Here is a 17,675-nt window from a genome sequence, read left to right on the forward strand (position 1 = left end):
CGGCCGATACCGGCGCCCCCCTGCCGAAAGTACCGATCGCCCGTGACCTTGGCCGGGAATCATCGAGTCCCCATATCGATCGGGAGGCTGACCACGGCAATCGATAGATAAAATCTATTGATACAATCTTATCAATCCATTGGATTGATTAGGCTACGCCTATTAACCTAGCTTCCGTTGCTTCACCCCTGTCCCCTCCGAACCAAGAGGAAACCTGATGTCCCTGATCAACACCCAAGTCCAGCCGTTCAAGGCCACCGCGTTCCACGCCGGCGAGTTCGTCGAAGTCACCGACGCCACCCTGAAGGGCAAGTGGTCCGTGCTCATCTTCATGCCGGCCGCCTTCACCTTCAATTGCCCGACCGAAGTGGAAGACGCCGCCGACAACTACGCCGAATTCCAGAAGGCTGGCGCCGAGGTGTACATCGTCACCACGGATACCCATTTCTCGCACAAGGTGTGGCACGAGACCTCCCCGGCGGTGGGCAAGGCCCAGTTCCCGCTGGTCGGCGATCCGACCCACCAGCTGACCCGCGCGTTCGGCGTGCACATCGAGGAAGAAGGCTTGGCCCTGCGCGGCACCTTCATCATCAACCCGGAAGGCGTGATCAAGACCCTGGAAATCCACGACAACGCGATCGCCCGCGACGTCACCGAGACCCTGCGCAAGCTGAAGGCCGCGCAGTTCGTCGCCAACAACCCCGGCCAGGTCTGCCCGGCCAAGTGGAAGGAAGGCGCCAAGACCATCGCCCCGTCGCTGGACCTGGTCGGCAAGATCTGATTTCCACGCAATACCCGTTGTAACGGCGCCCGGGCGGCACGCCCGGGCGCTTTCCCCCGAGACGGACGTTTGCATCAGCGGCCTGCGCCGCGCCAGTCCTCTCTCCCCTGGCTCCCTCCCTCCGGCCCAGGCCGCTACTGCAAACGCCCTTGCGGTCTCCCCGACCGCACCCGTGTTCTTCCTTCCGCCTTCATCAAGGAGCCCCCGCATGTTGGACGCGAACCTCAAGACCCAGCTCAAGGCCTACCTGGAAAAAGTCACCCGGCCGATCGTGATCACCGCGTCGCTGGACGACAGCGATTCGTCGAAGGAACTGCAGGCGCTGCTGGCCGATCTGGTTTCGCTCTCGGATCGGATCAGCGTGACCGAATCCCGCGATGACAACGAGCGCAAGCCCTCGTTCGCGCTGGGCACGCCGGGCCAGGACATCCACCTGCGCTTCGCCGGCCTGCCGCTGGGCCACGAATTCACCTCGCTGGTGCTGGCGCTGCTGCAGGTCGGCGGGCATCCCTCCAAGCTGGGCCAGGATCTGATCGAACAGATCCGCGATCTGGATGGCGAGTACGTTTTCGAGACCTATTTCTCGCTGTCGTGCCAGAACTGCCCGGACGTGGTGCAGGCGCTGAACCTGATGAGCGTGCTGAATCCGAACATCCGCCACGTCGCCATCGACGGCGCGCTGTTCCAGCAGGAAGTCGAGGCGCGCGAAGTGATGTCGGTCCCGACCATCTTCCTCAACGGGCAGGTGTTCGGCGCCGGCCGGATGGGCGTGGAAGAGATCGTCGCCAAGCTCGACACCGGCGCCGCCTCGCGCGAGGCCGAGAAGCTCAAGGCCAAGGCACCGTATGAGGTCCTGGTGATCGGTGGCGGCCCGGCCGGCGCGGCGGCGGCCATCTACGCCGCGCGCAAGGGCATCCGCACCGGCGTGGCGGCCGAACGCTTCGGCGGCCAGGTGCTGGACACCATGGCGATCGAGAACTTCATTTCGGTGCCCTACACCGAGGGCCCCAAGCTGGCGGCCGCGCTGGAACAGCACGTCAAGGACTACAGCGTCGACGTGATGAACCTGCAGCGCGCCGAGAAGCTGGTGCCCGGCAAGGACTTGGTCGAGATCCAGTTGGCCAACGGCGCCTCGCTGAAGGCGAAGACCGTGATTCTCTCCACCGGTGCCCGCTGGCGGCAGATGAATGTCCCGGGCGAGGACCAGTACCGCAACAAGGGCGTGGCGTACTGCCCGCATTGCGACGGTCCGCTGTTCAAGGGCAAGCGGGTGGCGGTGATCGGTGGCGGCAACTCGGGCGTCGAGGCGGCGATCGATCTCGCCGGCATCGTCAACCACGTGACCCTGATCGAGTTCGACGACAAGCTGCGCGCCGACGAGGTCCTGCAGCGCAAGCTGCGCAGCCTGCCGAACGTACGCATCATCACCAGCGCGCAAACCACCGAGGTGCAGGGCGACGGCAGCAAGGTCACCGGCCTGGTGTACAAGGACCGCGCCGGTGGCGACAGCCACCGCATCGAACTGGAAGGCGTGTTCGTCCAGATCGGCCTGTTGCCCAACACCGAATGGCTGAAGGGCACGCTCGCGCTGTCTCCGCGTGGCGAGATCGAGGTCGACGCGCATGGCCGCACCTCGGTGCCGGGCGTGTTCGCCGCGGGCGACGCGACCACCGTCCCGTACAAGCAGATCGTCATCGCCATGGGCGAAGGTTCGAAGGCCGCGCTGAGCGCGTTCGACCACCTGATCCGGACCTCGGCCCCGGTCGAGGCGCCGGAAGAAACCGCCACCGCCTGAACCGGGCCGCCGGCCCGGCCGCGCCGGGGACGCGTCGCGTTCCCGGAATCGGCGTACTCTCTGGGGTGGTCGAGCCCGCCGCGCCGCGAGCGCCGGTTCGGATGGGCCCCGCCACCGGCTTCCCAACGGACTCACCCGGATGAATCTTCGTGATCTGAAATACCTGGTGGCCCTGGCCGATCACAAGCACTTCGGCCATGCCGCCGCGGCCTGTTTCGTCAGCCAGCCCACCCTGTCCACCCAGATCAAGAAGCTGGAGGACGAATTGGGCGTACCGCTGGTCGAACGCGCCCCGCGCAAGGTCATGCTGACGCCGGCCGGACGCGATGCCGCGGATCGCGCGCGCCGCATCGTGGCCGAGGTCGAGCAGATGAAGGAAGCCGCCCGCCGCAGCCAGGATCCGGAAGCCGGCACGGTGCGCTTGGGCATCTTCCCCACCCTCGGCCCCTACCTGCTGCCGCACGTGGTACCGCGCATCCGCACGCGCTTCCCGCAACTGGAACTGCTGCTGATCGAGGAAAAGAGCGACGTCCTGCTTTCGCGCCTGCGCGAGGGCAAGCTGGACGCGGGCATCCTGGCGCTGCCGCTGCAGGATGATCAGCTGCATACCGAATTCCTGTTCGAGGAACCGTTCCTGCTGGCCGTACCGGAAGCGCATCCGCTGGCGGCGCGCGATTCGCTGTCGCTGCGCGAATTGTCCGATCAGCAGTTGCTGCTGCTGGAGGATGGCCACTGCCTGCGCGAACAGGCACTGGATGTGTGCCGGATTTCGGGGGCCAACGAGAAATCCGAGTTCCGCGCCACCAGCCTGGAAACCCTGCGCCAGATGGTCGCCGCCAATGTCGGCATCACCCTGCTGCCCACCCTGGCGGTGAAGCCACCGGTGGCACGTTCGGACAGCATCCACCTGCTGGGCTTCACCGACTCGCACCCCAGCCGGCGGATCGCGATGGTATGGCGCCGCAGTTCGGCCATGGCCGCGTTCCTGCAGGAACTGGCCCGGGTGTTCCGGGAATTGCCCGAATCGCTGTTCGATCCGGCACAGGACATGAATCCCGCCGCAACGCGCGGCGGCGGTCCGCGCGCACTCCGCGCGGGCTGAACGCCGCCGGCTTGAACCGTGGCCGGCAAACGGCTACGGTAAGCCGCACAAACCAACCACGAATGGGCGACGCGGAAACGCGGCGCCCATTTTCCTTGTTCAACGCCCGAAAAAAGAGGACACGATGAGTACCGCGCATACCAGCGGCCTGCCGCCTTCGCTGATCATTTCCAGCCGCGACTTCAACCGGCTGGAAGCCCTGCTCGATTCCCCCGCCCTGCGCCGCCTGCCGGCCGCGGTGGCCCTGATGAATGAACTCAATCGCGCCGAAGTGCTGCCGCCGGAACAGATTCCGGAAGGCGTCGTGACCATGCACTCCACCATCGACTGCATCGATGAGCTGACCGGCGAGCACCACAACCTGACCCTGGTCTATCCGAACGAAGCCAACGTCGACAAGGGCTACGTCTCGGTGCTGGCCCCGGTCGGCAGCGCCCTGCTGGGCCTGTCGCTCGGCCAGACCATCGACTGGCAGGCGCCCGGCGGCCGCCACCTGCGCCTGCAGGTCACCGGCATCCGCTACCAGCCCGAGGCAAACGGCGAATTCCATCGTTGATCGCTGAACTGGCGGGCGGCGCGAGGCATACTGTGCCTCCCCTCTCGCCATCATGAGTGTTGCGATGAATTCCCCCGCTTCCCCGTCCAAGCTGGCCCAGTTGCGTGAACTTTCGGTCGTGGTCGCCGACACCGGCGACTACGAGGCGATCAAGCGCCTGAAGCCGGTGGATTGCACGACCAACCCGACGCTGGTGAAGAAGGCGCTCGACCTGCCGGTCTACGCCGACCTCATCGAGCGCGAACTCGGCTGGGCGCGTGGCCAGGACGGCGATCGCGCGGCGATCGTCAACGAAGTGGCCGACCGCCTGACGGTCGGCGTCGGCGCGATGCTGAGCGCACTGATTCCCGGTCGCGTCTCCACCGAGGTGGACGCGGATCTGGCCTACGACACCGCCGCCACCGTGACCAAGGCACGCAAGTTCGTCGCCATGTACGCCGAGCGCGGCATCGGCCGCGACCGCATCCTGATCAAGGTGGCATCCACCTGGGAAGGCGTCGAGGCCGCGCGCCAACTGCAGGCCGAAGGCATCGACTGCAACCTGACCCTGATTTTCAACCAGGCCCAGGCGATTGCCTGTGCCGAAGCCGGCGCGTTCCTGATCTCGCCCTTCGTCGGCCGCATCCTCGACTGGTATGTCGCCCAGGGCCAGGCGCCTGCCAGCATTGACGAGGATCCGGGCGTGGTGTTCGTACGCGGCGTCTACGCCGAGTTCAAGCGGCGCGGTTCGCCGACCGTGGTGATGGGCGCTTCGTTCCGCTCCACTGCGCAGATCGAGGCGCTGGCCGGTTGCGATCGCCTGACCATCTCGCCGGATCTGCTGGAAAAGCTGGATCAGGATCACGGCGCGCTGCCGCGCAAGCTCGAACCCGTCGCGGCCGGGCCGGTGACCGCCGCGCCGATCAACGCGCAGAGTTTCGCCGCCGCGATCGAAGCCGATCCGATGGCCAAGGAAAAGCTCGCCACCGGCATCGAGATCTTCGCCAAGGATCTGGTCGCCCTGCGCGACACCATCGCCCAGCGCCTGGCCGAAGCCACCGCCTGAGCCTGCGCACTTGCTGATTCCGGGACTGCTGGCCGGCCTCGCCGGCCGGTGGTTCCAGGTTGTCCGGCATCCGCGCACCTCCCCTTGTGGGAGCGACGTGAGTCGCGAATCCCCGCAGCCGCACTGAACCCGGACGACTGGGAGGGAGACGAGCCACGTCTCTCTCTCAGGAAGAAAGTCGCGCGGCCCATCGCGACTCACGTCGCTCTCGCATGACAAAAAAAGGGCGACCGGCAAATTCGAGGCTCGCAACCGATCGCGAACGCCTCGCCTGCACGGCGACGTGAGTCGCGACCTGTCAACGCCACGGAAACACGGGTACGTTCGCGGACGATCCTTGTCGCCTGGTGCGGGTTGACGGACGACCTCTTGGCACGGTCGCGGCTGATGTCGCTCCTACAGGTGACGCGTACTAGGCATCCAGGCCGATCGCGCAGCTCACGCCGGTACCGCCCAGTCCGCAGTAGCCATTCGGGTTCTTGGCCAGGTACTGCTGGTGGTAGTCCTCGGCGTAGTAGAACTCCGGTGGCGGATACAGGATCTCGGTGGTGATGTCGCCATGGCCGGCCGCGCGCAGGCGCTGCTGGTAGGCCTCGCGACTGGCGAGCGCGGCGTCGTACTGCGCCTGCGAATGGCACAGGATCGCCGAGCGGTACTGGGTACCAAGATCATTGCCCTGGCGCATGCCCTGGGTCGGGTCGTGGTTTTCCCAGAACACCCGCAGCAATTCCTCGAATCCAATCCGCTTGGGGTCGTAGATCACCCGCACGACTTCGTTGTGCCCGGTCAGCCCGGAACACACTTCCTCGTAGGTCGGGTTGGGCGTTCCGCCGCCGGCGTAGCCGACCGACGTGCTGTACACCCCCGGCAGGCTCCAGAACTTGCGCTCCGCCCCCCAGAAACAGCCCATGCCGAATTCCGCCTGCAGCAGGCCGGTGGCCTCCGCGCGCAGCGGCCGGCCGTGGACGAAGTGGGTGTTGTTGAGCGGCAGCGGGTGGGCGCGGCCGGGCAGGATTTCCTCCGGGCGCGGCATGCGCTGTTTGTGGGCACCGATTCCGAGCATGGGACACCCCGCAGATGATGGATGTCTCCGGATCTGGGCGCGCCCGGTCCGCTTTCAAGCGCAACGGACTGTCGCGCCGGGGAGCGCCGGTGTAGGCTGCGCCATCCCCCACTGCCCGCGCCCTACCCGGCATTTTCCGCGCCACGAATTGGATCGATACAAACCGATGATTTCCCGCTACGCCCTGCTCCTGTGCGCCGCCACGGCGGCTACCCCGGCGTTCGCCGCCGACACCCGTCCGCCCGCCGAATTCGGCGCCGACTGGGACGACCCGCGCACCGCCGAGCCGAAGGTGGTCCGCCCGGACATCCGCCACTGCACGGTGGAAATCGTCCGCCACGGCTTCGCCGACTTCGAGCCCTACCGTCAGGCATTCACCCCGCCGGCCGACTGTCCCGGCCCGTGGCACAAGGTGGTGCTGGACATGGAGGGCAGCGTGAAGGGCCGCCAGTACGACCGCATGGGCCAGATCAGCGTCGGCGGCGTGACCCTCCTGCGCACCAGCACGCCCGAACCGTCCCGCGAAGGCATCCGCTGGCAGGTCGAGAAGGACGTGAGCGCCTATGCGCCGTTGTTCACCCGCGAGCAGCCGGTGGTGATGGAGCTGGGCAATCTGGTCAACGAAACCTACACCGGCGTGTTCGACATCCGCGCCACGCTCACTTTCTACCCCGCCGACGCGGCGCACGCGCCGGCCGCCACCGCCGAACGGATCGTCCCGCTGGATGAGGCCCACCGCGCCGGCGCGGATCTGGTCGGCGGCTTCACCCTGCCCGCCGACACCCGCCGGCTGGTGGCCGAGGTCTATGCCAATGGTTCCGGCGGCGGTTGCGAGGAGTTCTGGTACCTGAGCGTGGCGCGCAAGGAGTATTCCTGCGCGAGCGAGCATGGTCCCTATCGCGAACTGCAGGTGCTGATCGACGGCAAGGTCGCTGGCCTGGCGGCGCCGTACCCGCACATCTACACCGGCGGCTGGTCCAATCCATTCCTGTGGTACGCGATCCCGGCGCCGCATACCTTCGACCTGCATCCGCAGCGCTTCGAACTCACGCCCTTCATCGGCCTGCTCAACGACGGCAAGCCGCACGAACTGCGGGTGCGCGTGGTCGGGCTGGCCCACGACGCGACCGGCTGGACGCTGCTGCCCCACCTGCAGATCTGGCGGGATCCGAAGGGCGTGCGGACGCGCGGCGAACTGACCTCGCACGTGCTGGGCAAGCCCGCGCGGAACGATGCCTTCAGCGAAGAGAACGGCCGCACGGTGCTGCGCGCTTCCGGCGCCGGCGAGCTGAAACTGACCGGCTGGATCGAGACCTCAGAGGGCCGGCGCGACATCGAGGTGGCCTATCGTGTCGGCATGCAGAGCCGGCACGACTGGGACAAGGACGAGAATGACGACCGCCTCAAGGCGGAATGGACCGATTCGCAGCGCATCTCGACGCAGGCTGCGGGCCAATCCGCCGTCATCGAGGAAAAAGCGCTGGCCTTCAGCCTGGACGGCGGTATCCGCACCGTGGCAGAAGCCGGCAATCCGCGTTTGACCACCGATCTGGTTATTCAGGCGGACGAAACGAACCAGCGCCGGCAGGGTGATGCGGCCGCCAGTTGGACCAAGGTGGAAAACCGCTTCGAGGGCGAGGCCGCCTATACCCAGAAAGTGCCGCGCGAACAACGCCGCGCGACCGGCCATTCCCGCCAGGATTTCCGCATGACCGACAGCGCGGGCGCCTGCCAGGCGCGCCGTATCGCGACGGTCAACGGTTACTTCACCGAAGACGACACCACCTGCGTGCGCTGACGCTCCAGCAGCATGCCTCCGGATGCCTGCCTTTGCCTCCCCGTTGACCAGCCATTCGGCTGGTCAACGGGGCTGATCCTCGGTTTGTCGGGGCGTTGACCTCGCAGTACCAGCACAGGTCAAAGAAAGCAGGAGCAACCACACGGCACGCCCCCGCCACGGCCTCGCGGCCCGTCAGGCCGGCAGCGGGCTTCCTTCCGGCGAATCCGTCGCGGGCTCGTCCCCTTCCGGTGGCTTCGCCAACGGCAGCCTCGCCACCACGTCCTGCGCCTCTGGCCAGGCCGGGTCCGGCACGCAGACCCGCAACACGCCGAACAGCGGCAGTTCGCCCATGCCGCCCATCAGCGATTCGCCGAACACGAACGCCGGCAAGCCGGCGTCCTCCAGCGCGTGCTTGACCATGTGGGCATCGAAGAGGTTGTCGGCCAGGTAGACCACTCGCATCGGCACATCTCCAGCAATCGCCCGCAGGCTACACCGTCCGGGCTTTACGGCGCCTTGCGGAACGCCTCGGTGCCGGGCACGGATTCGGTCTCCTGCGCCCCCGCCTCGCGCCACTCCCGCATCGCCGGCAACGCGAACAGCGCCTGCATGTAGTCCTTCGCCACGCCGTCCACCGGCACGCCGTAGCCGTCGAAGCGAATCGCCACCGGCGCGAACATCGCGTCGACGATGCCGAAGCCGCCGCACAGGAAGTCGCCGCCCTGGCCGAAACGGGCGCGCAGCTCCGACCACAGCGCCAGCACCCTGTCGATGTCGCGCTGGGCCGCCCCGTCCCAGCGGTAGGCGTCAGGCTGGCGGCGGCTGTTCATCGGCAACTGGGTGCGCAGGCCGGCGAACCCCGAATGCATCTCGGCGGCGGCCACCCGCGCCAGCGCCCGCGCGGTTCGCTCGCGCGGCCAGCCGGCGCCGTCCAGCCAGCGTTCGTTGACGTACTCGCAGATGCCCAGCGAATCCCACAGGTGCAAATCCCCATCCCACAGGGCGGGCACCTTGCCGGTCGGTGAGTAACGCTTGACCTCGGCGAAGAACTCCGGCGTGTCCAGCGGCAGCCGGATCTCGTCGAACTCGACCCCGAACTGCCGCAGCAGCAGCCACGGCCGGAGCGACCAGGACGAGTAGTTCTTGTTGCCGATGATCAGGATGGGGCGGCTCATGCACGGGTTCCGGTGCGGAAAAGGGCCTACAGGATAGGCCCGGCGCGACGCGGGCGGGGACCGGACCGGCTAAACTCCCCGTTTGCCCCGAACCACCCTGCCCCGCATGTCCGAGACCCCCGCCCCCGCCGCCGCCACGCCGGAGAACACCGCCCCCGAGAAGCGGGACTTCATCCGCCAGATCGTGCGCGAGGACCTGTCCAGCGGCCGCCACCACGCCATCAAGACCCGGTTCCCGCCGGAACCCAACGGCTACCTGCACATCGGCCACGCCAAGGCGATCTGCCTGGACTTCGGCATCGCCGCCGAGTTCGGCGGCGTCTGCAACCTGCGCCTGGACGACACCAATCCCGCCAAGGAAGACCCCGAGTACGTCGCCGCGATCCAGGACGACGTGCGCTGGCTGGGCTTCGACTGGCACGACCTGCGCCACGCCTCGGACTACTTCGAGGTGTATTACCTGGCCGCCGAGAAACTGATTCGGCAGGGCGACGCCTTCGTCTGCGACCTGACCGCCGAACAGGTCCGCGAATACCGCGGCAGCCTGACCGAGCCCGGCCGCAATTCGCCCTGGCGCGACCGTTCCGTGGAAGAGAACCTGGACCTGTTCCGGCGTATGCGCGCGGGCGAATTCGCCGACGGTGCGCGCACCCTGCGCGCCAGGATCGACATGGCCAGCGGCAACATCAACCTGCGCGACCCGGCGCTGTACCGGATCAAGCACGTCGAGCACCAGAACACCGGCAACGCCTGGCCGATCTATCCGATGTACGACTACGCGCACTCGCTCGGCGACGCGGTGGAAGGCATCACCCACTCGCTGTGCACGCTGGAGTTCGAGGATCACCGCCCGCTGTACGACTGGTGCGTGGACAAGGTCGATCTGGCCAACCATCCGGAACTGCTGGCGCCGTTGCTGGACAAGGGCCTGCCGCGCGAAGCCGGCAAGCCGCGCCAGATCGAATTCTCGCGGCTGAACTTCAACTACCTGGTGATGAGCAAGCGCAAGCTGCTCGCGCTGGTCAACGACGGCCTGGTGGATGGCTGGGACGATCCGCGCATGCCGACCCTGCAGGGCATCCGCCGCCGTGGCTATACCCCGGCCGCGCTGCGCCTGATGGTGGATCGCGTGGGCATCAGCAAGCAGAACTCGCTGATCGACTACAGCGTGCTGGAAGGCGCGCTGCGCGACGACCTGGACGCGGCGGCGCCGCGCCGGATGGCGGTCATCGATCCGCTGAAGCTGGTCATCACCAACCTGCCGGACAGCCACGGCGAATCGCTGGTGTTCCCGAACCATCCCAAGGATGAGGGCTTCGGTTCGCGCGAAGTGCCGTTCTCCAATCAACTGTGGATCGAGCGCGAGGACTTCGCCGAAGTGCCCCCGAAGGGCTTCAAGCGGCTGATCCCCGGCGGTGAAGTGCGCCTGCGCGGCGCCGGTATCTTCCGCTGCGACGAAGTGATCAAGGACGCCGACGGCCGGGTCATCGAAATCCGCGGTGAGCTGGATCCGGAATCGCGTCCCGGCATGGCCGGCGCGGACCGCAAGATCAAGGGCACCATCCACTGGGTCAGCGCGCGCCACGCGGTGCCGGCGGAAATCCGCCTGTACGACCGCCTGTTCACCGTGGCCGACCCGGATGACGAATCCGAAGGCAAGACCTACCGCGACCACCTGAATCCGGACTCGCGCCGGACCGTGCAGGGCTACGTGGAGCCGGCCGCCGCATCTGCCGCGCCGGAACAGGCGTTCCAGTTCGAACGGATCGGCTACTTCGTTGCCGACCGCTATGACCACACCGCCGGCAATCCGGTGTTCAACCGCAGCGTGACCCTGCGCGACACCTGGGCCAAGGCATGAGCATGCTGTACGCCCAGGTCCACCTGACCCTGCCGGCATGGGTGCACGACGCTATCGACAGCGCCGCGGTGTACCCGGGCGACGAGGACAAGGTCGGCCTGGCGATCGCGCTGTCGCGCCGGAACGTGGAAGCCAACAGCGGCGGCCCGTTCGGCGCGGTGGTGTTCGGCCCGGATCACCGCGTCATCGCGGTCGGCGTGAACCGGGTGATGCCGCATACCTGCTCGCTGGCGCATGCCGAGAACATGGCCTACATGCTGGCGCAGCAGCGCCTGCAGACGCCGCGCCTGAACGAGCGGGTCGGCCCGATCACCCTGGCCACCTCCTCGCAGCCCTGCTGCCAGTGCTATGGCGCCACCGTCTGGGCCGGCATCGATCGCCTGCTGATCGGCGCGCGCGCCGAGGACGTGATGGAACTGACCGAGTTCGACGAAGGCCCGCTGCCGGCCGACTGGGTCGGTGAGTTGAACAAGCGCGGCATCGAAGTGGCGCGCGACCTGTGCCGCGACGATGCGCGTGCGGTGTTGAAGCATTACGGCGAATCCGGTGGCGACAAGTACTGACGCCGGCGTTGCTCGCGGAGCGCGGCGATGAGCGGCCTGCTCGGTTTCTGCCGCCAGGGCTTCGAGCCGGAGCTGGCCGCCGAACTGACCGAACGCGCGGCGATGGCCGGCATCGCCGGTTACGCGCGCGCGCAGCGCAATGACGGCTACGTGCTGTTCGCCAGCGACGAGGCCGACGCGCTGGACCGCGCCCTGCCGTCGCGGGATCTGGTATTCGCGCGGCAGAAACTGCGCGTGCTCGCCGAACTGCGCGGGCTGGATCCACGCGACCGCATCAGCCCGATGCTGGCCGCGCTGGAGGGCCAGCGCTTCGGCGATCTGTGGGTCGAACATCCCGATTCCGATAGTGCCAAGCCGCTGGCCGGACTGGCGCGCAGCTTCGGCAACGCGCTGCGGCCGGCGTTGCGCAAGGCCGGCGTGCTGAGCGCCCAGGACGACACGCGCCTGCCACGGCTGCACGTGGTGTTCGTGCAGGGCGATCACGCCTTTCTCGCCCGCAGCCAGCCGCGTGATGCCTCGCCCTGGCCGCTAGGCATCCCGCGCCTGAAATTGCTGCCGGACGCGCCCTCGCGCTCGGCGCTGAAGCTGGAGGAAGCGCTGCTGGTCCTGCTGGACGCGGACGAGCGCGCTCGCCTGCTGAAACCGGGCATGACCGCCGCCGATCTGGGTGCGGCGCCGGGTGGCTGGACCTGGGTGCTGACCCGCCAGCACCTGCGTGTCACCAGCGTCGACAACGGCCCGTTGCGCCAGCATGTGCTGGACACTGGCCTGGTAGAGCACCTGCGCGCGGACGGCTTCCACTGGAAGCCCGCGCAATCGCTGGACTGGATGGTCTGCGACATGGTCGAGCAGCCGCGCCGGGTCGCCGAACGGATGGCGACATGGTTCCGCGAAGGCTGGTGCCGGCATGCCATCTTCAACCTCAAGCTGCCGATGAAGAAGCGCTGGGACGAAACCCGGCTGTGCCTGGATCTGTTCGCCGAGCAGGCATCGCGGCCACTGACGGTACGTGCGCGCCAGCTCTATCACGACCGCGAAGAGATCACGGTGTTCGCTACGCGGCATTCCTGATCGACCGCACGTCCGCCACGCGCGGGTTAGTATCGGTGCCAGTTCATCAGGCACGTCCTCTTGGCGTGCGCAGGAGTCACATGGCCGCCACCTGGATCACCATCGCCGCGTCCTCGCTGCCGGAAATCATCCGGCTTGCCAGGCCCTTGTTCACCCGCACGCCCCCTATCGATACCACCCAGGTGCAGCGACTGGCGATCATCGACGAGCAGATTGCCGAGCTTCAGGCCGCCGCGACCCGCAATGCCGATTCGATCAGCCGGCTCGCCACCGACATGCAGAAGACCATCGAGGTGTTGCAGGTCGGTGCCGATCGCATGGAACGCCAATTGCATCGCGCCAACCGCCTGGCCGCGATCGCCACCACGGTGGCGGCGCTGGCCTTCGCCACCGCGCTGTACGCCCTGGGCCGCTGAGGAACCCATTGATGAATCTGCGCCACTGCCTTTTCGCCGCCATCCTCGCCTCGACCGCTTCCGCCAGCGACGCCGCCGAACCCGAATACGTCGCCCGCGATTACGTCGGCGACGGCGTCTTCTCGCGGGGCATCGAAGGCCCGGCCGTCGGTCCCGATGGTCATCTCTACCTGGTCAGTTTCGGACGCGACGGCACCATCGGCCGCGTACGCGCGCAGGCCGATGGCAGCGGCAAGGCCGAACTGTTCGTCGAACTGCCGGCCGGCAGCACCGGCAACGGCATCCGCTTCGCGCCGGACGGCGCGATGTACGTGGCCGACTACAGCGGCCACAACGTTTTGCGCATCGACGCCGACGGCAGCGTGGAAGTGTTCGCGCACGATCCGCGCATGCACCAGCCCAACGACATCGCGCTGGCCCCGGACGGACGCCTGTACGCCAGCGACCCGGACTGGAAGAACGGCGGCGGCCAGTTGTGGCGCATCGATCGCGACGGCAGCGTCCACCTGCTGGAAACCGGCATGGGTACCACCAACGGCGTGGAGGTAAGCCCGGATGGCAAACACCTGTACGTCAACGAAAGCGTGCAGCGGAACCTGTGGGCGTACGACCTGGACGGCAGCGGCAACGTCTCCAACAAGCGCCTGCTGATGAGCTTCCCGGATCATGGCCTGGACGGCATGCGCACCGACGTGGACGGCAATCTCCATATCGCCCGCTACGGTGCTGGCACGGTGGCCGTGGTCTCGCCGGAGGGCCGTCTGCTGCGCGAAGTGCGACTGAAGGGCGAGAAGCCCACCAACGTCGCTTTCGGCGGCGAGGACGGCCGCACCGTCTACGTGACCCTGCAGGACCGCGGCGCGGTCGAGGTGTTCCGGAGCGCGCGGCCGGGGCGTGAACACGGGCGCTGACCTGCCGAAGCGGGAGCCGGATTCGGGTTCTGTGAGCGCCGCCGCATGGGGTCTCAGGCGGTGACATGCCCGCATGGCAAGATGCTTCCCTGACCCGGAGCCCCTCCCATGCTGCCCATCGAACTGAAGGATCCCGCCGCGTTCGGCAACGAATTCCTGCGCCTGACCCTGCTGCAGGGGTTCCAGTCGCTGACCAAGCGGGACCTGGAACTGCTGATCTTCGTGCTGCTGGAACGCGACGGCGCCATCGATCGCGCGGAGTCCAATTTCATCGTCGCCGGCAAGCTGCGGGTCACCCCGGCCAAGGTGAAGGCGCTGCGTCGCGATGGCTATGCGCGCTGGCGGGCGCTGGTGCCGGAGGAGCGCGAGGCGGCGCTGCAACGCATCGTCGCCACCGTGCTGACCGAGGCCAACCTGCGCGCCGGCGCGAAGCACGTCAGCGAGCGCAGTCGCAAGGACGGTTTCCTGGCCGTGCGCATCGAGCATCCGGATGACCAGCAGCAGTTCGAGCAGGCGATCCTGGATGTCGGCGCGTTGCCGGTCTACGAACGCAACCGCGAAGTGGTGGCGGTGCGTTTCGACACCCTGCTGGCGATCGCCGAGCGCTGGGGTTTCCTGCAGACCGATCCGGCGCACATTCGCAGCGAGTTGAAGAAGCTGGCGCCCGCGTCGGAGGAAGTCGCCGAACTGCTGAAGAAGGATGTCGGCAAGCTGCGTTGGCAGGATGCCCGCAATGCCCTCAACAGCCTGGGTGCGGAAGCCATCGCCAGCACCGCCGAAGGCGGCCTGAAGGCGCTGCTCAAGCTTGTTTTCCCGTTCCTGCCGGGGTGATTGGCAGAGCCGGGCGCCGGGCAAGTCCACTTGTAGCGCCGAGCTTGCTCGGCGGCCGCGGCGCTCAACCGCGAGAGCAGCGGAGTGAGCACGACTCTGCCCGCAGCGCCGAGCTTGCGTTGGAGCGCCCCCCTCCGCCGCACGCGGGGGAGGGAGCCGTTTGCGTGTTGCGCTCGTTTCCTCGCGGGTGTCGCCCCTTCCCCCGCCTGCGGGGGAAGGTTGGGATGGGGGCAATCCTGTCATCGCGCGGAAACGACACGCCGCACTTGCGTTGGGGCGCCTCCAAGAAGAGCAGCGGAGCGAGCTCCGCTCTACGATTACAGGCCGGAGGCGCGGCGCCAGAACAGATTGGCCAGCGGTGGCAGGCGGCCGGCCAGGCCCAGCAGCGGTCCGCGCAGCAGGGTCAGGTGCATCTCGTCGTTGGAGAACAGGCGGTTGATGCCGTCGAAGGCGTAGGCGGCGGTCGTGCTTTCGCTGCGGCGTTGGCGTGCCCAGCGCGCAAGACGGTGCGGGGCGCTCCAGTCGACCCTGCGTGACTGGGCATCGCGGACCAGCGCATGCAGCCCGGCCACGTCGCGCAGGCCGAGGTTGACGCCCTGCCCCGCCAACGGATGCACCACGTGCGCGGCATCGCCCACCAGCAGGATCCGTCCCGACACGTAATGCTGCGCCAGTTGCCGGCGCAGCGGGAACGCCGCCCGCGCGGAGACCGGCCGTGCCTCGCCGAGGCGGGCCGCCGATGCCTGGGTGAGTTCGCGCGCGAACGCCTGGTCGTCCAGCGCGAGCACGCGCAAGGCTTCGGCTTCCGGAAGTGTCCAAACGATCGAACTGCGGCCTTCGGTGAACGGCAGCAACGCCAGCGGACCGGTGGTCAGGAAACGCTGCCATGCCGTGTCTTCGTGCGGTCGTTCGGTCTGGATGTAGGCGACCACGCCGCGCTGGGCATAGTCGTGCTGCGACACCGCCACGCCGGCCGCCTCGCGCAGGCTGGAATCGGCGCCGTCGGCGGCGATCGCCAGGCGCGCATCCAGGCGGGTGCCGTCCTCCAGCTTCAAGCGCACGCCCGCATCGTCCTGTTCGACCTCCTGCACGCGCGCCGGGCAATGCAGGCGCACGCCGGCCGCCGGCAGCGCCGCCCACAGGCGATCGACCAGCAGGGCGTTCTCCAGGATCCAGCCCAGTTGCGCATGGCCGAGCGTGTCGGCGTCGAACACCATGTCGCCACCGCCGGCCGCGTCCCAGACGCACATGCGCCGATAGGGTTGCACGCGCGCCTCGCGGATCGCGCGCCACACGCCCAGCGTCTCCAGCAGCGCGGCGTTGTCCGGCGCGAAGGCATAGACGCGCAGGTCCGGTGCGTCCGGCGACCAGCGCGTCGGTTCGCGCCCTTCGATCAGCGCCACTTCCAGACCCGCTTCGGCCAGTGCCAGCGCACAGGCCGCGCCGACCACGCCGCCGCCGACGATGACCGCGTCCATCTGTCCGCGCCTGCTCACGCCGCCACCTCGCGGCACAGCGCCGGTACATCACCACGGAAGCCCATTGCGCCGCCGACCAGATAGGCCTGCAGCGTTGGCGACACGTCCACGGCCGCCAGGCCCAGGCTGCGCAGCGGCCGCAGCAGCGGGGCCGGATTGGCGGTCAGCCGGGCCAGCCCGTCGGAGAATGCCAGGGTGCGCTGGCGATCCTCGGCGCGTCGGTCGGCGTAGGTCCGCAGCAAGCTGTCGGCACCCGGATCTCCGCCCTGCCCGATCAGCTCGGCCAGGGTCAGCGCATCGCGCAGGCCCAGATTGAATCCCTGCGCGCCAATCGGATGGAGGGTCTGCGCGGCATTGCCCACCAGCACCGCGCGCGGCGCGGTGAGGCGTTCGGCCACCACGCGGGCAATCGGATACGCGCTGCGTTCGCCGCTGGCCAGAAAGCGTCCGATCCGCCAGCCGAACGCCTGCTGCAGGCGCCCCAGCCAGGCGGCTTCGTCCAATCCCGCGACGTTGGCCGCCTGTTCCGAAGGCACGCCGTGGATCGCGCCGAAGTGGCGATCACCGCGCGGCAACAACGCGGTCGGGCCGGTCGCGGTGAAGCGTTCGTAGGCGGTGCCGTCCGGTGCGTGTTCGGCGCGCACGCGGGCGACGAACAGGGTCTGCGCGTAATCGTGTTCCTGCGCGCCGATGCCCAGCGCATCGCGCAATTGGCTACGGGTGCCATCGGCGGCCACCAGCAGGCGCGCGTCCAGTATCTGCTCGTCGGTTTCACCCGCCAGCCGCAGCCGACGGCCCCCTTCGCCGCCTTCCTCCAGGGCCACGAAGCGCGCGGGGCGGTAGCGGGTGACATGGTTCAGCTCGCGCAGCCGCGCTTCCAGCGCTTCGCCGAAATCGCGCGCCACCACCACCTGGCCGAAGCTGTCGCGGCCGTAATCCGCGGCCTCCAGGCGCACCCGCCCGAAATCGCCCTGGCGGCTGATGTGGATGCGGCGGATCGGTCCGGGCGCGGCCTGCAGTTTCCGCATCACGCCCAGCGCGGTGAGCGCGTTGACCGTGGCGGCGGCGAAACTCAGGTTGCGCTGGTCGAACACCGCCGGCATCGTCGTGCCCGGCGTCGCCTCCACCAGGCCCACGTCGATGCCCAGGCGGTCCAGGGCGATGGCCAGGCTGGCGCCGACCAGGCCACCTCCCACGATTACCACGTCATGCCGTTGCGTCATGCCGACATGATACCGGCTTGGCCG

At 68.1% G+C, this 17,675-nt stretch carries 17 protein-coding genes; 12 read left to right on the top strand and 5 right to left on the bottom strand.

Features of this window, described 5'->3' with window-relative positions; translation table 11 throughout:
• The first annotated feature begins 217 nt into the window (after positions 1-217).
• The 5 genes from ahpC to FHW78_RS05815 all read left to right on the top strand — a co-directional run bounded on the left by ahpC (position 218) and on the right by FHW78_RS05815 (position 5,279).
• On the top strand, positions 218-781 hold the full coding sequence (gene ahpC / locus FHW78_RS05795) for an alkyl hydroperoxide reductase subunit C (protein ID WP_141455826.1): 564 nt from the start codon (positions 218-220) through the stop codon (positions 779-781).
• A gap of 208 nt (positions 782-989) precedes the next feature.
• Positions 990-2,576: an alkyl hydroperoxide reductase subunit F gene (gene ahpF / locus FHW78_RS05800; RefSeq protein WP_183638779.1), complete on the top strand. Its 1,587-nt coding sequence runs from the start codon at positions 990-992 to the stop codon at positions 2,574-2,576.
• A 139-nt stretch (positions 2,577-2,715) separates the two neighbouring features.
• Complete coding sequence (gene oxyR, locus FHW78_RS05805; protein ID WP_183638781.1) at positions 2,716-3,678, top strand: DNA-binding transcriptional regulator OxyR; 963 nt, start codon at positions 2,716-2,718, stop codon at positions 3,676-3,678.
• A gap of 124 nt (positions 3,679-3,802) precedes the next feature.
• A complete protein-coding gene (gene rnk, locus FHW78_RS05810; RefSeq protein WP_141455823.1) occupies positions 3,803-4,234 on the top strand; it encodes a nucleoside diphosphate kinase regulator in 432 nt (143 codons plus the stop codon).
• A gap of 64 nt (positions 4,235-4,298) precedes the next feature.
• Positions 4,299-5,279, top strand: coding sequence for a transaldolase (locus FHW78_RS05815; RefSeq protein ID WP_183638783.1), 981 nt, complete (start codon positions 4,299-4,301; stop codon positions 5,277-5,279).
• A 412-nt stretch (positions 5,280-5,691) separates the two neighbouring features.
• On the opposite strand, the gene msrA is transcribed toward FHW78_RS05815, so the two are convergent.
• Complete coding sequence (msrA, locus tag FHW78_RS05820) at positions 5,692-6,342, bottom strand: peptide-methionine (S)-S-oxide reductase MsrA (protein WP_183638785.1); 651 nt, start codon at positions 6,340-6,342, stop codon at positions 5,692-5,694.
• A 166-nt stretch (positions 6,343-6,508) separates the two neighbouring features.
• Here msrA and FHW78_RS05825 point away from each other — a divergent pair, with 166 nt between their 5' ends.
• A complete protein-coding gene (locus FHW78_RS05825; RefSeq protein WP_183638787.1) occupies positions 6,509-8,140 on the top strand; it encodes a peptide-N4-asparagine amidase in 1,632 nt (543 codons plus the stop codon).
• Between the two features lie 174 nt (positions 8,141-8,314).
• Here the strand turns inward: FHW78_RS05825 and FHW78_RS05830 are convergent, their stop codons facing one another.
• Both FHW78_RS05830 and FHW78_RS05835 read right to left on the bottom strand, forming a co-directional pair.
• Positions 8,315-8,584, bottom strand: a complete 270-nt coding sequence (locus FHW78_RS05830) for a DUF2007 domain-containing protein (RefSeq protein ID WP_183638789.1) — start codon at positions 8,582-8,584, stop codon at positions 8,315-8,317.
• A 44-nt stretch (positions 8,585-8,628) separates the two neighbouring features.
• Complete coding sequence (locus tag FHW78_RS05835) at positions 8,629-9,297, bottom strand: glutathione S-transferase family protein (protein WP_183638791.1); 669 nt, start codon at positions 9,295-9,297, stop codon at positions 8,629-8,631.
• Between the two features lie 106 nt (positions 9,298-9,403).
• Here FHW78_RS05835 and FHW78_RS05840 point away from each other — a divergent pair, with 106 nt between their 5' ends.
• The 6 genes from FHW78_RS05840 to FHW78_RS05865 all read left to right on the top strand — a co-directional run bounded on the left by FHW78_RS05840 (position 9,404) and on the right by FHW78_RS05865 (position 14,950).
• Entirely contained in the window at positions 9,404-11,158 is a 1,755-nt protein-coding gene (locus FHW78_RS05840; protein WP_183638793.1) for a glutamine--tRNA ligase/YqeY domain fusion protein, read from the top strand.
• A 2-nt stretch (positions 11,159-11,160) separates the two neighbouring features.
• A complete protein-coding gene (locus FHW78_RS05845; protein ID WP_183641167.1) occupies positions 11,161-11,721 on the top strand; it encodes a nucleoside deaminase in 561 nt (186 codons plus the stop codon).
• Between the two features lie 27 nt (positions 11,722-11,748).
• Positions 11,749-12,792, top strand: coding sequence for a 23S rRNA (cytidine(2498)-2'-O)-methyltransferase RlmM (gene rlmM, locus FHW78_RS05850; protein WP_183638795.1), 1,044 nt, complete (start codon positions 11,749-11,751; stop codon positions 12,790-12,792).
• Between the two features lie 80 nt (positions 12,793-12,872).
• A complete protein-coding gene (locus tag FHW78_RS05855) occupies positions 12,873-13,208 on the top strand; it encodes a hypothetical protein (RefSeq protein WP_183638797.1) in 336 nt (111 codons plus the stop codon).
• Between the two features lie 11 nt (positions 13,209-13,219).
• On the top strand, positions 13,220-14,119 hold the full coding sequence (locus FHW78_RS05860) for an SMP-30/gluconolactonase/LRE family protein (protein ID WP_183638799.1): 900 nt from the start codon (positions 13,220-13,222) through the stop codon (positions 14,117-14,119).
• A gap of 108 nt (positions 14,120-14,227) precedes the next feature.
• The gene (locus FHW78_RS05865) at positions 14,228-14,950 is read left to right on the top strand and encodes a hypothetical protein (RefSeq protein WP_183638801.1); all 723 of its coding nucleotides are present in this window, start codon (positions 14,228-14,230) and stop codon (positions 14,948-14,950) included.
• 317 nt (positions 14,951-15,267) lie between these two features.
• Here the strand turns inward: FHW78_RS05865 and FHW78_RS05870 are convergent, their stop codons facing one another.
• Together FHW78_RS05870 and ubiH are read right to left on the bottom strand one after the other, a co-directional pair.
• Entirely contained in the window at positions 15,268-16,446 is a 1,179-nt protein-coding gene (locus tag FHW78_RS05870) for a UbiH/UbiF family hydroxylase (protein WP_343205534.1), read from the bottom strand.
• Positions 16,443-17,651, bottom strand: a complete 1,209-nt coding sequence (ubiH, locus tag FHW78_RS05875) for a 2-octaprenyl-6-methoxyphenyl hydroxylase (protein ID WP_183638803.1) — start codon at positions 17,649-17,651, stop codon at positions 16,443-16,445. The genes FHW78_RS05870 and ubiH overlap by 4 nt, the downstream gene beginning before the upstream one ends.
• Positions 17,652-17,675 lie beyond the last annotated feature (24 nt).

This window comes from Pseudoxanthomonas sp. OG2 (assembly GCF_014192765.1).
Lineage (GTDB): Bacteria > Pseudomonadota > Gammaproteobacteria > Xanthomonadales > Xanthomonadaceae > Pseudoxanthomonas_A > Pseudoxanthomonas_A beigongshangi.

What these genes read in the sequence shown, in the direction of transcription:
- ahpC (WP_141455826.1), top strand. Translation starts at nt 218, where the DNA reads ATGTCCCTGATCAACACCCAAGTCCAGCCGTTCAAGGCCACCGCGTTC.
- ahpF (WP_183638779.1), top strand. Translation starts at nt 990, where the DNA reads ATGTTGGACGCGAACCTCAAGACCCAGCTCAAGGCCTACCTGGAAAAA.
- oxyR (WP_183638781.1), top strand. Translation starts at nt 2,716, where the DNA reads ATGAATCTTCGTGATCTGAAATACCTGGTGGCCCTGGCCGATCACAAG.
- rnk (WP_141455823.1), top strand. Translation starts at nt 3,803, where the DNA reads ATGAGTACCGCGCATACCAGCGGCCTGCCGCCTTCGCTGATCATTTCC.
- FHW78_RS05815 (WP_183638783.1), top strand. Translation starts at nt 4,299, where the DNA reads ATGAATTCCCCCGCTTCCCCGTCCAAGCTGGCCCAGTTGCGTGAACTT.
- msrA (WP_183638785.1), bottom strand. Translation starts at nt 6,342, where the DNA reads ATGCTCGGAATCGGTGCCCACAAACAGCGCATGCCGCGCCCGGAGGAA.
- FHW78_RS05825 (WP_183638787.1), top strand. Translation starts at nt 6,509, where the DNA reads ATGATTTCCCGCTACGCCCTGCTCCTGTGCGCCGCCACGGCGGCTACC.
- FHW78_RS05830 (WP_183638789.1), bottom strand. Translation starts at nt 8,584, where the DNA reads ATGCGAGTGGTCTACCTGGCCGACAACCTCTTCGATGCCCACATGGTC.
- FHW78_RS05835 (WP_183638791.1), bottom strand. Translation starts at nt 9,297, where the DNA reads ATGAGCCGCCCCATCCTGATCATCGGCAACAAGAACTACTCGTCCTGG.
- FHW78_RS05840 (WP_183638793.1), top strand. Translation starts at nt 9,404, where the DNA reads ATGTCCGAGACCCCCGCCCCCGCCGCCGCCACGCCGGAGAACACCGCC.
- FHW78_RS05845 (WP_183641167.1), top strand. Translation starts at nt 11,161, where the DNA reads ATGCTGTACGCCCAGGTCCACCTGACCCTGCCGGCATGGGTGCACGAC.
- rlmM (WP_183638795.1), top strand. Translation starts at nt 11,749, where the DNA reads ATGAGCGGCCTGCTCGGTTTCTGCCGCCAGGGCTTCGAGCCGGAGCTG.
- FHW78_RS05855 (WP_183638797.1), top strand. Translation starts at nt 12,873, where the DNA reads ATGGCCGCCACCTGGATCACCATCGCCGCGTCCTCGCTGCCGGAAATC.
- FHW78_RS05860 (WP_183638799.1), top strand. Translation starts at nt 13,220, where the DNA reads ATGAATCTGCGCCACTGCCTTTTCGCCGCCATCCTCGCCTCGACCGCT.
- FHW78_RS05865 (WP_183638801.1), top strand. Translation starts at nt 14,228, where the DNA reads ATGCTGCCCATCGAACTGAAGGATCCCGCCGCGTTCGGCAACGAATTC.
- ubiH (WP_183638803.1), bottom strand. Translation starts at nt 17,651, where the DNA reads ATGACGCAACGGCATGACGTGGTAATCGTGGGAGGTGGCCTGGTCGGC.